This window comes from Nocardia sp. NPDC127579 (assembly GCF_042672005.1).
GTDB lineage: Bacteria > Actinomycetota > Actinomycetes > Mycobacteriales > Mycobacteriaceae > Nocardia.
Genome location: NZ_JBHXVZ010000002.1, coordinates 444,089 through 458,075, shown reverse-complemented (window position 1 = coordinate 458,075; position 13,987 = coordinate 444,089). Strand labels below are relative to the sequence as shown.

The following is a 13,987-nucleotide window of genomic DNA, read 5'->3' as shown; positions in this document are numbered from 1 at the left end:
CAGACTAGAGCCTTCGTCTGCCAGACTGGCCGGGTGACCGAGACAGCCCCGGGCAACGGTTCCTACGTCGAACCCGGCGAATTCCGACGCGACACCAACTACATCACCACCCGCGTCACGGCCGACGGGCGTGACGGCTACCCGGTGCAGCCCGGCCGCTACCGCCTGGTCGCCGCCCGGGCCTGCCCGTGGGCCAACCGCACGCTGATCGTGCGTCGCCTGCTCGGCCTGGAAGACGTACTCTCCCTTGGCCTTTGCGGACCCACCCACGACAAGCTGAGCTGGACCTTCGATCTCGATCCCGGCGGAGTCGACCCGGTGCTCGGCATCGCCCGGCTGCGGGATGCCTACCTGGCCCGCTTCCCGGACTACCCGCGCGGCATCACGGTGCCCGCACTGGTGGACGTGCCGACCGGGCAGGTCGTCACCAACGACTACGCGCAGATGACGCTGGACTTCTCCACCGAGTGGACCGCCTACCAGCGCCCGGGTGCGCCGCGGCTGTACCCCGAGGAGCTGCGTGCCGAGATCGACGAGGTGAACCTGGCGGTGTTCGCAGACGTCAACAACGGCGTCTACCGCTGCGGTTTCGCGGGCAGCCAGCAGGGTTACGACGCCGCCTACGACCGCCTCTTCGCCCGCCTGGACTGGCTCTCCGAGCGGCTGGCGCGGCAGCGCTACCTGGTCGGCGACACCATCACCGAGGCCGATGTGCGGTTGTTCACCACCCTGGCCCGTTTCGATCCGGTCTATCACGGTCATTTCAAGTGCAACCGGAGCAAGCTCACCGAACTGCCGGTGCTGTGGGCCTACGCGCGAGATCTGTTCCAGACACCGGGCTTCGGCGACACCATCGACTTCGGGCAGATCAAGACGCACTACTACGTGGTGCACACCGACATCAATCCGACCCGGGTGGTGCCGAAAGGCCCGGATCTGTCGAACTGGTGGACACCGCACGGCCGGGAAGCGCTGGGCGGCAAACCGTTCGGCGACGGCACCGCGCCGCCACCGCCGAAACCGGCCGAACGGGTGCCCGCGATCGACCTCGCGTAGCGGGGAACCGTTCCGCCGCCGCGGTTCGTTGTCGTGTTGGGCCGGTTCGGCGCCGGTGCCATAGAGTTCTGCCAGCGGATAGGTGGCCGATAGCTAAGGGGTGTTGCCGATGAGAGGCGCCGCGTTCGAGAAAACCGTGGTGACACTGCTCGAGAACGGGTCGAAGCTGCAGGCGCCCGCGGTGGCCAAGTACGTCGACCGGATCCGGCGCGCCCATCCCGGCGAGACACCGGCCCAGGTGATCGAGCGGCTGGAGAAGCAGTACCTGCTGGCGGTCACCGGCAGCGGCACCGCGGCCGGTGCGACGGCGGCGATGCCCGGCGTGGGCACCATCGCCTCGCTGGCCACCATCACCGCGGAGACGGCGTTCTTCCTGGAGGCCTCGGCGCTGTACACGCTGGCCATCGCCGCGGTGCACGGCGTCGCGCCCGAGGCCAAGGAGCAGCGCCGCGCGCTGGTGCTGGCGGTGGTGCTCGGCGGCGAGGGCATGGACATCGTGGAGCGCACGGTGGGCCATTCGGCCAAGAACTGGGGCTCGCTGCTGGCCAACAAGATCCCGGGCCTGTCCACCATGAACGACTCGCTGATGAAACGCTTCATCATCCGCTTCCTGACCAAGCGCATGGCGCTGATGGCGGGCAAGATCCTGCCGATGGGCATCGGCGCGGCCATCGGCGGCGTCGGCAACCGGGCACTCGGCAAGACCACGATCAAGAACGCGCACGAGGCCTTCGGTCCGGCGCCCACGACCTGGCCGCCGGACCGGCACCTGGTCATCGACGCCGATCCGCTGACCGCGCTGGACGCGGGCCAGACCACCGCGAAGCCGGAATGACAGCGGCCGCACCCGCATTCGCCGTGCGTGGGCTGAGCAAACGGTTCAACCCGGGCGCGATCGGCGAACTCGCCGCGGTCGACGACGTCAGCTTCACCGTCGCTTCGGGTAGCACCGCGGCGCTGGTCGGCCCCGCGGGCGCGGGCAAGTCCACGATTCTGCGCATCCTGCTCGGCCTGCTGCCCCCGACCGCGGGCACGGCCTCGGTCGGGCGGCCCGGTATGACCGCCGGGCTCGGTGGCGGGTCGCCGGTCGGCGGCGTGCTGGTTCCGCGCGGGCTGCATCCGGCCCGCCGGGCCCGCGACCACCTGCGGGTGTACGCGGCCGCCGCCGGTGTCTCCGACGACCGCGCCGACGATGTGCTCGACACCGTCGGCCTGAGCGATTTCGCGAACACCAGGGCGGAATCGCTGACGCCGGGACAGCAGACCCGGCTGGCGCTGGCGACGGCCCTGCTCGCCGATCCCCCGCTGCTGATCCTCGACGACCCGGTCGAGGGCCTCGATCCGGCCGAACGCGGCTGGCTACAGGATTTCCTGCGCCGGCACACCGGGCGCGGCGGCACCGTGCTGCTGTCGAGCCGCAGCCTGGCCGCGGTGGTATCGATGACCGACGCGGTGATCGTGCTGAATCAGGGTGCGATCGTCTATCAGGGGACGCCCGCGAAACTGCGGCGCGGTCACCCGGATCGGCTGGTGGTCGCCGCCTCGACACCGGTCGCGCTGGCCACCGTGCTCGCCGCGCGCGGGCACACCGACGCGGTGATGCGCCCCGACGGCAAGCTCGCGGTGGCCGAGACCACCGAGGCCCAGATCCGGGCGGCGGCGCAGGTGGCCAAGGTGCGCATCGACGGCATCACCGCCGATCTGATCCATCCGGATCGGGTGCTCGCCTCGCTGACCCGCCCGCCCCGGCCCGCCGTCTCGACCATGTACGTACCACCGCCGAACCGCGTCATGCCGCCTCCGTCCGCGCCCCACCAGCCTCACGGGATTCCACGATGATCACCGTTCTGCCCGCCGAGCTCGTCGGACCGCTGCATTCCGAGCTCCGCAAGGTCACCACGCTGCGCCCGAATCGGGTGCTGCCGGTCGCGTTGCTCGGCTTCGCGCTGGTCGCCACGGCGGTGACCGCGCTGCTGGCCGGGCGGGCGAACCCCAAGGGGAATCCGGTGACCGGCGGCGCGTCGGTCGGGCTCTACCTCGCCCTGATCGCCGCGATCGCGGCGGCCGCGTACTTCGGCGCGACGGTGGCCGGCTCGGAATACCGCTATCGGACCATGCCGACGACGGCACTGTTCACGCTCGACCGCGATCGCCTGGTGGCCGCGAAATACCTGATCGTCGCGGGCTGCGCGCTGGCCGCGGCGCTGGCGGTGGAGGCGGTGAGCCTGGCCGCGCTGTTCGGATTCGGCCGCGGGAAGACCGAATTCGGGCTGCGGCTGGTCACCGTGCTGGGCGGCGGGCTGCTGGCCACGGTGTGCTGGGCGCTGATCGGGGCGGGTCTGGCGCTGGTACTACGCCGGTCGCTGCCTGCCTTCGCGGCCCTGGCGGGCGCGCTGCTGGTGGTCGAACCGCTGGTCTGGCTGAGCACGGCCGTGCTCGATCTGCGGGGTTTCGTCGCCCTGCTGCCCGGGTCGGCGACCATCTCCACTGTCGCCGCCGGCTCGTTCGCCGACAGCGATTTCCTCGCCCCGGCTCCGGCCGCGATGATCGTGCTGCTGCTGTGGGCGGTGGGCGTCGCGGGCGCGGGCTGGTGGGCCGTGCGCACCCGCGAGATCTAGGTCCGCGACCTCACTCCGGCGCGCGCGAAGCGGCCAGCTTAATCAAGATGTGGCAAATTTCGGGCATCCAATCCCAGGTCGGGCCGGTGACCCATGGGTAAAGGTGGCGCTGGGCGGCGCTGCGGTAACAGAGAGGCATAAAGTCGGTATCAGACGAGTTCGACACTCGAGTTTGGGGTTGTCCGGTGGTGGGTAGCATCGCCGATTTGCCGCTGGGCATATCCTCGGATAGGGCACATCGGAGCACATCAGCCGATTCCCGTGCCGGGCACGTCACAAACGTCGCAGCGCGAAGAACGAAATGAGGCGAACACCTGCTGTGAGCAGCTCAACTTCCCAGTTCGGCCAGAACCAGTGGCTAGTCGACGAGATGTATCAGAAGTACAAACAGGATCCCTCTTCGGTCGACGAGAGTTGGCACGAGTTCCTCGCCGACTACACGCCGGAGGCGACCGCGGACGGTCAGCCTGCCGCGCAGGAGTCCACCCCGGCTCCCGCACCGAAGCCGGTTCCCGCGCCGACCAAGCCCGCGCCCGCACCGGCCGCGCCCGCCGCCCCGGCCGCGGCGCAGCCGAAGGCGCCCGTGCCCGCTCCGGCCGCCGCCCGCAAGCCGCAGACCACCCCGGCCCCCGCCTCCAACGCCGCGCCCACCTCCGGCGCGCCGGCGGCCCCGGCCCAGGACGAGACCAAGGTGCTGCGCGGTGCCGCCGCCGCGGTCGCCAAGAACATGAACGCCTCGCTGAGCCTCCCCACCGCCACCAGCGTGCGCGCCATCCCGGCCAAGCTGATGATCGACAATCGCCTCGTCATCAACAACCACCTGGCCCGGACCCGCGGTGGCAAGATCTCCTTCACCCACCTGCTCGGCTACGCCATCGTGCAGGCGGTCAAGAAGTTCCCGAACATGAACCGGCACTTCGCCGAGATCGACGGCAAGCCCAATGCCGTCACCCCGGCCCACACCAATCTGGGCCTGGCCATCGACCTGGCGGGCAAGGACGGCAATCGCGCACTGGTCGTCGCCGCCATCAAGGGCACCGAGTCCATGACCTTCGGGCAGTTCCACACCGCCTACGAGGACATCGTGCGCCGCGCCCGCGACGGCAAGCTGACCACCGAGGACTTCACCGGCGTCACCATCTCGCTGACCAACCCCGGCACCATCGGTACCGTGCACTCGGTACCCCGCCTCATGCCGGGCCAGGGCGCGATCATCGGTGCGGGCGCGATGGAGTACCCGGCCGAGTTCCAGGGCATGAGCGACGAGCGCATCGCCGATATCGGCGTGGGCAAGCTGATGACGCTGACCTCCACCTACGACCACCGCATCATCCAGGGCGCGGAGTCCGGTGATTTCCTGCGCACCATCCACACCCTGCTGATCTCCGATGATTTCTACGACGAGATCTTCCACGGCCTGGGCGTGCCGTACGAGCCGGTGCGCTGGCGCAAGGACATTCGCGAACGCGGCGTCGACAAGAGCTCGCGGGTCATGGAGCTGATCCAGGCCTACCGCGACCGCGGTCACCTGATGGCGGACACCGATCCGCTGCGCCTGGTCAAGGACAAGTTCCGCAGCCACCCGGACCTCGATGTCACCCAGCACGGCCTGACCCTGTGGGACCTGGACCGCGAATTCAATGTCGCGGGCTTCCACGGCCAGGAGCGCATGAAGCTGCGCGACGTGCTGTCCATCCTGCGTGATGCCTACTGCCGCCACATCGGCGTCGAGTACACCCATATCCTCGATCCCGAACAGCGCCAGTGGATTCAGGAGCGGGTCGAGCAGAAGCACGTCAAAGCGACTGTCGCGCAGCAGAAGTACATCCTGAACCGGCTGAACGCGGCCGAGGCCTTCGAGACCTTCCTGCAGACCAAGTACGTCGGCCAGAAGCGTTTCTCGCTGGAGGGCGCCGAGACCGTCATCCCGATGATGGACGCGGTGATCGACCAGTGCGCCGAGTTCAGCCTCGACGAGGTCGTCATCGGCATGCCGCACCGCGGCCGGCTGAACGTGCTGGCCAATATCGTCGGCAAGCCCTACTCGCGGATCTTCACCGAGTTCGAGGGCAATATGAACCCGGCGGCCACGCACGGCTCCGGCGACGTGAAGTACCATCTCGGCGCGCGCGGCACCTACCTGCAGATGTTCGGCGAGAACGAGATCGAGGTCTCGCTGACCGCCAACCCGTCGCACCTGGAAGCGGTCGACCCGGTGCTCGAGGGTCTGGTCCGCGCCAAGCAGGACCTGCTGGACAAGGGCGACGGCCCGGAGGGCTTCTCCGTCGTGCCGCTGATGCTGCACGGTGACGCCGCGTTCGCGGGTCAGGGTGTGGTCGCGGAGACGCTGAACCTGTCCGAGCTGCGCGGTTACCGGGTCGGCGGCACCATCCACATCGTGGTGAACAACCAGATCGGCTTCACCACGGCGCCGGAGAACAGCCGCTCCACCGAATACTCCACCGACATCGCGAAGTTCATCGGTTCGCCGATCTTCCATGTCAACGGTGACGATCCGGAAGCCTGCGACTGGGTGGCCCGGCTCGCGGTCGACTTCCGGCAGAAGTTCCGCAAGGACGTCGTCATCGACATGATCTGCTACCGCCGTCGCGGTCACAACGAGGGCGACGACCCGTCGATGACGCAGCCGTACATGTACGACGTCATCGACACCAAGCGTTCGGTCCGCAAGGCCTACACCGAATCGCTGATCGGCCGTGGCGACATCTCCATGAAGGAGGCCGAGGACGCGCTGCGCGACTACCAGGGTCAGCTGGAGCGCGTGTTCAACGAGGTCCGCGAACTGGAGAAGTACCCGCCGGAGCCGTCGGAGTCGGTCGAGGACGAGCAGCAGGTGCCCGCCACGGTGCAGACCGCGGTGGACAAGTCGGTGTTGCAGCGCATCGGCGACGCCTTCCTGAACGTCCCCGAGGGCTTCAATGTGCACCCGCGGGTCAAGCCGGTGCTGGAGAAGCGCCGCGAAATGGCCTACGAGGGCAAGGTCGACTGGGCCTTCGCCGAACTGCTGGCCTTCGGCACCCTGATCGACCAGGGCACCGCGGTGCGCCTGACCGGTCAGGATTCCCGGCGCGGTACCTTCACCCAGCGGCATTCGGTGATCATCGACCGCAAGACCGGTGGCGAGTACACCCCGCTGCACAACATCGGCAGCGCCAGCCCCGGCTGGTTCGCGGTGCACGACTCGATGCTGTCGGAGTACGCCGCCGTCGGTTTCGAATACGGCTACTCGCTGGGCAACCCGGACGCACTCGTGCTGTGGGAAGCGCAGTTCGGTGACTTCGTCAACGGCGCGCAGACCATCATCGACGAGTTCATCTCCTCCGGTGAGGCCAAGTGGGGCCAGCTCTCCGATGTGGTGCTGCTGCTGCCGCACGGTCACGAGGGCCAGGGCCCGGACCACACCTCCGGCCGGATCGAACGGTTCCTGCAGCTGTGCGCCGAGGGCTCGATGACGGTGGCCGTGCCCTCCACCCCGGCGAACTACTTCCACCTGCTGCGCCGCCATTCGATGGACGGCATCCGCCGCCCGCTGATCGTCTTCACCCCGAAGTCGATGCTGCGCAACAAGGCCGTGGTCTCGGATCTGAAGGACTTCACCGAGTCGAAGTTCCGCTCGGTGTTCGACGAGCCGACCTACGAGCAGGGCGTGGGCGATCGCGCCAAGGTCAAGCGGGTGCTGCTGACCTCCGGCAAGCTCTACTACGAACTCGCCGCGGAGAAGGCCAAGCAGAAGCGGGACGACATCGCCATCGTGCGGATCGAGCAGCTCTACCCGCTGCCGACCTACCGGCTCAACGAGGCGCTGAACGGCTACCCGAACGCCACCGATATCGCCTGGGTCCAGGAGGAGCCGGCGAACCAGGGTGCCTGGCCGTTCTTCGGTTTGAACCTGCCGGAGTTGCTGCCGGAGCGTTTGGGCCGGCTGCGCCGGATCTCGCGCCGTGCCATGTCGGCCCCGTCCTCGGGTTCGTCGAAGGTGCACCAGGTCGAGCAGGCCGAGATCATCGCGGAGGCCTTCGCGGCCACCAGCTAGCCGAAACCCCGTGCGCCGGGCGCGAATTCGCTCGTGATGCGAGCGGGATCGCACCCGGCGTTCGTGTTTTCCCAGGTGCCCGTGGCTGTTTCGACCTGCCTCGATCCGGTTGGCCCTAGGGTGGGAGGGACGGCGTGCGCACGGTCACGCCGGTCGCGTCCCGGAAAGAGGTGCCCCACAGTGTCCACAGCCGAAGCCGATCGAGGACTCGCGTTCGTCACGATGGCGCTGGGGTGGGATCCCGCTCGCGGCCGGTGGCTGGTCGGGGGCAAACCGGATATCGATCTGAACGCGGCGGCGCTGTTGTTCGCCGGGGACGCGATCGCGGATGTGGTGTATCACGAGCAGTTGATGTCCCAGGACGGGTCGGTGCGGCTGCTCGGCGACAACACCACCGGGGAGGGCGAGGGCGATCTGGAGGTGATCACCGTCGACCTGACCCGACTGCCCGAGCGGGTGTCGGCGGTCTTCTTCATCGTCACCTCCTACACGGGGCAGGCGTTCGGGCAGATCGACAACGCGTACTGCCGGTTGGTCGACGGCATCGCCGATCAGGAGTTCGCCCGCTACGAACTCGACGGCGGGCGTGGCGCGACCGGTTTCGTGCTCGGCAAGCTGCTCCGGACGACACAGGGCTGGGTGTATCACGAGATCGGCGTGACCTTGGCGGCCAAGCATCCGGTGGAGGCGGTGCCGCAGCTCGCCCAATTCCTGGGCTGACCACCGGTTTTCCCGAGGCAATCGAATTGGGGGCATTCGCCGATGCGCGCGGCCCGGTAACTTCCGAAGGGGGACTGTGTTTTTCGGCTAGGGACGGCAGGTAGATGAGCGAAGCGGCGCAGACAGCGTTGGTACAGCGGTTGCTACGGGATTTCAGTGTGCTCACCGGTGCCGAATTCGGGCCCGACGACGACTATTTCGCCATGGGCCTGGTGAACTCGCTGCGGGCGCTGGAACTGGTCGCCTATCTGGAGCGCACCTTCGAATTCGAGGTCGAGATCGAGGATCTCGACCTGGACAACTTCCGGACCGTGCACCGCGCCGCCGCGTTCGTCACCCGCAAGGCCGGGGCCCGAGCCGACGGTGTGGGCGAACCCGCGGTGGGGACGGGCACCGCGGGGTGAGCGATCGCGAAACGGTCCTGGCCGAAGCCGCCGCGGCGGCGAGCGGGTGGGACCGCTCCGGGCTCCCCCGCTCGGCCGCCACCGCGCTGGCGCGCGCGGGCCTGCTCGGCATGGACCGATCCCAGCGATACGGCGGGCAGGACGCCGATGCGTTCCAACTCGGCACGGCGGCAAGCGAATTGGGGGCGGTGTGCACCTCGCTGCGCTCGCTGCTCACGGTGCAGGGCATGGTGGCCGCCACCGTCGACCGGTGGGGCAACGCCGCGCAGCGCGCGAACTGGTTGCCCGCGTTGACCTCCGGCGAACTCATCGCCGGATTGGCGGCGACCGAGGCCGAGGCCGGCAGTGACCTGTCCGGTATGCGCACACACTTCGGCCCGACGACGGTGACCGGACACAAGCTCTGGGTGACATTCGGGGCGCTGGCGGATGTGCTGCTGGTGGCCGGACAGTCCGAGAGCGGCCCGGTGGCCGCGCTGGTGCCGGTCGACCAGCCCGGCGTGCAGATCGAACCGGTCACCGACCAGCTCGGGATGCGGGGGGCGCGGCTGGCGCACGTCCGCTTCGACGAGGCGCACGTGCCCGCCGAGAATGTGCTGGCGCGCGCCGGATTCGGACTCACGCACGTCATCGGGACGGCGCTGGACCACGGCCGCTACACCATCGCCTGGGGCTGCGCCGGAATGGCGCGCGCCTGCCTGGACGATGCCGCCGCGCACGCGCGCGATCGGGTCCAGGGCGCGACCCGGCTGGGTGATCATCAAGCGGTTCGCGCGATGCTCGGGCGCGGCTGGATCGAGGTGGAAAGCGCGCGGGCGCTGTGCGACCGGGCGGCCGCCCTGCGCGCCGACCGGGATCCGGGCGCGCTGGTGGGCACGATCGCCGCGAAGTACGCCGCCGCCGCGGCCGCCGGATCGATGAGCGAGCGCGCCGTGCAGATACTCGGCGCCGCGGGATGCGCGCCGGACAGCCGGGCCGGGCGCTTCTTCCGGGACGCCAAGATCATGCAGATCATCGAGGGGGCACGTGAAGTCGCCGAGCTGGACCTCGGCGATTTCGTGCTGCGGACGGGGCGGTGACGCCGATGATCACACTCGGACCGGTATCGGCCGAATTCCCCGAAACCCGGCTCACGGTAAGCGAACTCACCGAACTGGCGGAGTTGCCCGAGCATCGGCGGGTGCACGCCCTGGGCCTGGGCATCACGACCGTGCACGGCGCGGCCGAGGACGCCGACCACGAACTGGCCGCCGCGGCCGCCGAGAAGGCACTGGCGCGTGCGGGTCTCGCGGCCGAAGAGCTGGACGCGATGCTGCTGGTGGGTGGTAGGGCGCCGCGCTATCTGATGAGCTCCGAGGCGACCCGGTTGCAGCATCGGCTGGGTGCGGAGCGCGCGTTCGTCGCGGGCGTGAGCGAGCTGGGATGCGCCTCGATCTCGGCGGCGTTCACGCTGGCGGCCGGGCTGCTGCGCGGTGATTCCCGGTGCGGCACAGTGCTCGTCGTAGCTGCGGCCAGCGCACCCACTCGCCTGCGCTATCGCGCGCCGATGACGGTACTGGGTGACGGGGCCGCCGCGGTGCTGCTCAGTACGGCCGAGACCGGGCGCTACCAATTGGTGGACCACATGGTGCGCAGCGACGGCAAATACGCCGACCTGTTCCGGATCGACTATCGCGATGTACCGCAGCGGGATTGGCGCGAGGAATGCGCCGACGAGGCCACCTACAGCTTCCGGCTGGCTGTGGAGAGCCGCAAGCGGCTCGCGACCATGAACGCGGAACTGCTGGAGCGCAACGGTTTAGGACAGTCCGACGTCGGGCCGATGCTGATGCAGAACCTGTCGGTAGGGGCGTTCTCCTTCTGGGAAGAGGCCCTGGAGACCACGATCGACCGGGTCTGCCACGCCAACCTCGCCGAATTCGGGCATCTCGGGTCGATGGACGTGCTGGTCAATCTGGAGGCCGCGGCCCGGCACCGCGCACCCGGCGACCACGTCCTGCTGCTCAACAGCAGCCCGGTCGCGGCCTGGAGTTCCACACTGCTGCGGCGTCTGCCGGACCGGCGCACGGAAGGGATCGAGCTGTGAGCGCCACCATCAAATGCCTGGTCTGGGATCTCGACGACACCCTGTGGGGCGGCGTGGTGCTCGAGCACGACGCCTCCGCGCCGCATCCGGACGCCGAGCGGGTGCTGCGCCAGCTCGACGAGCGCGGGATCGTGCACGCGATCGCCAGTCGCAGCGAGCCGGAGCTCGCGACCGCGCATCTGGACCGATACCAGCTGTCGGAGCTGTTCTGCTCCGTGCAGATCGGGTGGGGTGCGAAATCCGCCGCGGTACGCCGGATCGCGGACGACCTGAATATCGGGTTGGCGGCCATCGCGTTCGTGGACAACGATCCGGTGGAACGGGCCGAGGTCGCCGCCGCGCTGCCCGAGGTGCGCTGCTACAGCGCCGAACAGCTGGCACTGCTGCCCGAACTGCCCGAGTTCAGTCCGGCCGTGGTCACCGCCGATGCCCGCGAGCGCCGGAAACGCTATCGGGCCGAACAGGTTCGGCGGCACAGCGCCGCCGAGTTCGAAGGGTCCGACGCCGAGTTCCTGGCCGGGCTCGGGCTGGTCATGACCGTGCGCCGCGCCGGTCCGGAGGATCTGGCGCGCGCACACGAGCTCACGGTGCGCACCAATCAGCTCAACACCACGGGCCGCACCTTCGACGTCGACGAGCTTCGAACGCTGAGCATGTCGCCGGACCACGAGGTGCTGATCGCCTCACTTCGGGATCGTTTCGGGGATTACGGCGTGATCGGCTTGGCGGTCACCGAGATTCGTGCGGCCGACTGCTCGATACTGCTGATGCTCATGTCGTGCCGGGTGATGTCGCGCGGGGTCGGGGGCGCATTCCTGGCACATCTGATCGACCGCGCGCGGGCGCGGGGGCAGCGGACGGTCGCGGAATTCGTTCCGACGCCGGTGAACCGGGTCATGCTGGTGACCTTGCGGTTCGCCGGATTCGAGGTGCTGGAGCAGGCCGCGGACCGAGTCCGGCTCGCCCACAACGGAACCGCGGTCCCCAACACCTCCCACGTCCACCTTCGAGCCCCCGACGCCCCGGTACCGCCGGGCGACCTGATCTCAGGCCTACTACGGCAAGCCAGCCGCGTCCCGGACCGCACGGCCCTGATCGCCGGCGAACGCCACCTCACCTACCGCGAACTCGACACCGTCACCGCCGAACTCGCCCACCGCGTGATCGTCGCGGGCGTACGCCCCGGCGACGTGGTGCTGTGCTACCTGCGTCAGAACGCCGATGCGCTGATCGCCATGCTCGCCACGCTGCGCGCGGGAGCCGCCTGGTGCCTGGTCGACCCCGGCCACCCCACCACGCACCTGCCGACGCTGTTGACCCAGATCGACTGCACCGCGGTCATCTATGACCCCGCCTCCGAACTCCCGGCTTCGATCCACACAGCAGCACAGCGCGCCGTACTCCTCCCCCTTGGCGACAAGCTCGGCCCGAGCGCACCAGGCATTCCCGAGCATTCGGCTCCGAGCCGCTCAACGGAACACTGCCACGCACTCCGTCCGCCCGGCTACGAGACCGACCCGGCAACACCGGACATATTCGCTCCTGCCGCTTCGGTCGAGCCGGCAAAACCCCGCACCGCCCCACCTCCCGGCATGGTGGCTCCCCGCAGCTACGAGTCAGCCCCGGGTGCCCGGGCCATGGTACCGCCGTCCAGCACACCCGCCTATGTGATCACCACTTCCGGGTCCACCGGTGTGCCCAAGGCCGTGGTGGTGAGCCGGGGAAACTTCGCGGCGATGATCGCCGGGCGTAAGTACGCCTACAGCGATGGGGAATTGGTGACTTTGGCGACGTGTCCGCTCACCGCCGACGCGTCGCTGCTGTTCGCGCCCTGGGCGTTGACGGTGGGCGGGACCGTCGTAGTGCCGACGTACGAGGAGTTGCCCGATGCCGGTGCGGTAGCCGAGCTGGTCCGGCGGCATCGGGTCACGCACCTGGTCGCGACGCCCTCCTACTACCGGCTGCTGCTCGACATCTCCTCCGTGCCGAGGATTGTCGCGTTGGCCGGGGAGCAGGTGCCGACCGGGCTGGCGGTGCGGCACCACGAGATTCGACCGGATACCGTGCTGCTCAACGAGTACGGGCCCACCGAAGCCACGGTGACCTGTGTGTGGCACGCGATCGAAGCGGGCTCGGCACCGGAGATCATTCCCATCGGTACTGCGATGCCTGGCAATTCGGCGGTCGTGCTCGGCTCGGATCTGCGGCCTGTCGCCGGTGGTGCGGTCGGCGAGCTCTATCTCGGCGGTGACCAGATCACACTCGGGTACTCCGGCCGTCCCGGCCTGACCGCTACCCGGTTCATAGCCGACCCCTACGCGTCCGAGCCCGGCACGCGCCTCTATCACACCGGAGATCTGGCGCGCCACAACGACTCCGGTGTGATCGAGTTCCTCGGACGTAGTGACGGGCAGGTCCAGATTCGCGGTGCGCGAGTCGAACGCCATGCGGTCGAAGCAGTGCTCGAGAACCATCCCGCCGTGGCGCACGCGGTAGCGCTGCCGGTCGAGAACCGCGATGGCGTCGTGGAATTGATGGCCTTCGTCGTCCCCACGAACCCTTCCGCACCTCCGGCGCGTCGAGTGTTGGCGCGGCACTGCGCGGAACACCTGCGAGCCATGGAGGTGCCGAGCCGCTTCGTGCGGATCGACGCCGTCCCGATCGCGGCGGCGGGCAAACTCGACGAGGCCGCGCTGCGCGCCGCCACCGACGCACCGTCCCTGCCGGGTCCGGACCGGCACGGTTGGACCGAACGTGAGCTCGAGCTGGCCGAACTCTGGTCCACCGCCCTCGAACACGAGGATTTCGACCTCGAGGACTCCTTCTTCGAAGTCGGCGGCAATTCCCACCGCGTCGTCTTCCTGCACCTGCACATGGAGCAGCGCTGGCCCGGCGCGCTGCGTGTCGGTCAACTCTTCGACCTGCGCACCATCCCCGCCCATGCCGCCGCGCTGGAAGCCGCGCTCGCCACAGCCGAAACCACTCCGGAACTCGACGGCGAGCAACCCGGAGCACCCCGGACCATGGCGTTCGAGCTATGACGGCGCGA

General features: G+C 69.0%; 10 protein-coding genes. All 10 read left to right on the top strand.

All coding sequences use genetic code 11. The annotated features are described in order from the left end of the window. Positions 1 to 33: 33 nt before the first annotated feature. The 10 genes from ACFVMC_RS09655 (at position 34) to ACFVMC_RS09610 (ending at position 13,979) form a co-directional block, all read left to right on the top strand. Entirely contained in the window at positions 34 to 1,056 is a 1,023-nt protein-coding gene (locus ACFVMC_RS09655; RefSeq protein ID WP_379208582.1) for a glutathione S-transferase family protein, read from the top strand. Positions 1,057 to 1,165: 109 nt separating this feature from the next. Further along, on the top strand, positions 1,166 to 1,891 hold the full coding sequence (locus ACFVMC_RS09650; RefSeq protein WP_379208581.1) for a hypothetical protein: 726 nt from the start codon (positions 1,166 to 1,168) through the stop codon (positions 1,889 to 1,891). After that, positions 1,888 to 2,895 (top strand): ATP-binding cassette domain-containing protein, encoded by a 1,008-nt coding sequence (locus ACFVMC_RS09645; RefSeq protein WP_379208579.1) that lies wholly within the window; start codon positions 1,888 to 1,890, stop codon positions 2,893 to 2,895. Before ACFVMC_RS09650 ends, ACFVMC_RS09645 begins: the two co-directional genes overlap by 4 nt. Further along, positions 2,892 to 3,674 carry an ABC transporter permease gene (locus tag ACFVMC_RS09640; RefSeq protein WP_379208578.1) on the top strand — a complete coding sequence of 261 codons (783 nt, stop codon included), beginning with the start codon at positions 2,892 to 2,894 and terminating at the stop codon, positions 3,672 to 3,674. Before ACFVMC_RS09645 ends, ACFVMC_RS09640 begins: the two co-directional genes overlap by 4 nt. Positions 3,675 to 3,975: 301 nt before the next feature. Then, positions 3,976 to 7,728 (top strand): multifunctional oxoglutarate decarboxylase/oxoglutarate dehydrogenase thiamine pyrophosphate-binding subunit/dihydrolipoyllysine-residue succinyltransferase subunit, encoded by a 3,753-nt coding sequence (locus ACFVMC_RS09635; RefSeq protein ID WP_379208576.1) that lies wholly within the window; start codon positions 3,976 to 3,978, stop codon positions 7,726 to 7,728. 180 nt (positions 7,729 to 7,908) lie between these two features. Then, positions 7,909 to 8,448, top strand: a complete 540-nt coding sequence (locus ACFVMC_RS09630) for a TerD family protein (RefSeq protein WP_379208574.1) — start codon at positions 7,909 to 7,911, stop codon at positions 8,446 to 8,448. A gap of 104 nt (positions 8,449 to 8,552) precedes the next feature. After that, positions 8,553 to 8,852: an acyl carrier protein gene (locus ACFVMC_RS09625; protein ID WP_379208572.1), complete on the top strand. Its 300-nt coding sequence runs from the start codon at positions 8,553 to 8,555 to the stop codon at positions 8,850 to 8,852. Then, positions 8,849 to 9,931, top strand: a complete 1,083-nt coding sequence (locus ACFVMC_RS09620) for an acyl-CoA dehydrogenase family protein (protein WP_379208570.1) — start codon at positions 8,849 to 8,851, stop codon at positions 9,929 to 9,931. Before ACFVMC_RS09625 ends, ACFVMC_RS09620 begins: the two co-directional genes overlap by 4 nt. A gap of 5 nt (positions 9,932 to 9,936) precedes the next feature. Continuing rightward, positions 9,937 to 10,938: a 3-oxoacyl-ACP synthase gene (locus tag ACFVMC_RS09615; protein ID WP_379208569.1), complete on the top strand. Its 1,002-nt coding sequence runs from the start codon at positions 9,937 to 9,939 to the stop codon at positions 10,936 to 10,938. Continuing rightward, on the top strand, positions 10,935 to 13,979 hold the full coding sequence (locus ACFVMC_RS09610; protein ID WP_379208567.1) for an HAD-IIIC family phosphatase: 3,045 nt from the start codon (positions 10,935 to 10,937) through the stop codon (positions 13,977 to 13,979). Before ACFVMC_RS09615 ends, ACFVMC_RS09610 begins: the two co-directional genes overlap by 4 nt. The last annotated feature ends 8 nt before the right edge of the window (positions 13,980 to 13,987 follow it).

What these genes read in the sequence shown, in the direction of transcription:
- ACFVMC_RS09650 (WP_379208581.1), top strand. Translation starts at nt 1,166, where the DNA reads ATGAGAGGCGCCGCGTTCGAGAAAACCGTGGTGACACTGCTCGAGAAC.
- ACFVMC_RS09645 (WP_379208579.1), top strand. Translation starts at nt 1,888, where the DNA reads ATGACAGCGGCCGCACCCGCATTCGCCGTGCGTGGGCTGAGCAAACGG.
- ACFVMC_RS09640 (WP_379208578.1), top strand. Translation starts at nt 2,892, where the DNA reads ATGATCACCGTTCTGCCCGCCGAGCTCGTCGGACCGCTGCATTCCGAG.
- ACFVMC_RS09635 (WP_379208576.1), top strand. Translation starts at nt 3,976, where the DNA reads ATGAGGCGAACACCTGCTGTGAGCAGCTCAACTTCCCAGTTCGGCCAG.
- ACFVMC_RS09625 (WP_379208572.1), top strand. Translation starts at nt 8,553, where the DNA reads ATGAGCGAAGCGGCGCAGACAGCGTTGGTACAGCGGTTGCTACGGGAT.
- ACFVMC_RS09615 (WP_379208569.1), top strand. Translation starts at nt 9,937, where the DNA reads ATGATCACACTCGGACCGGTATCGGCCGAATTCCCCGAAACCCGGCTC.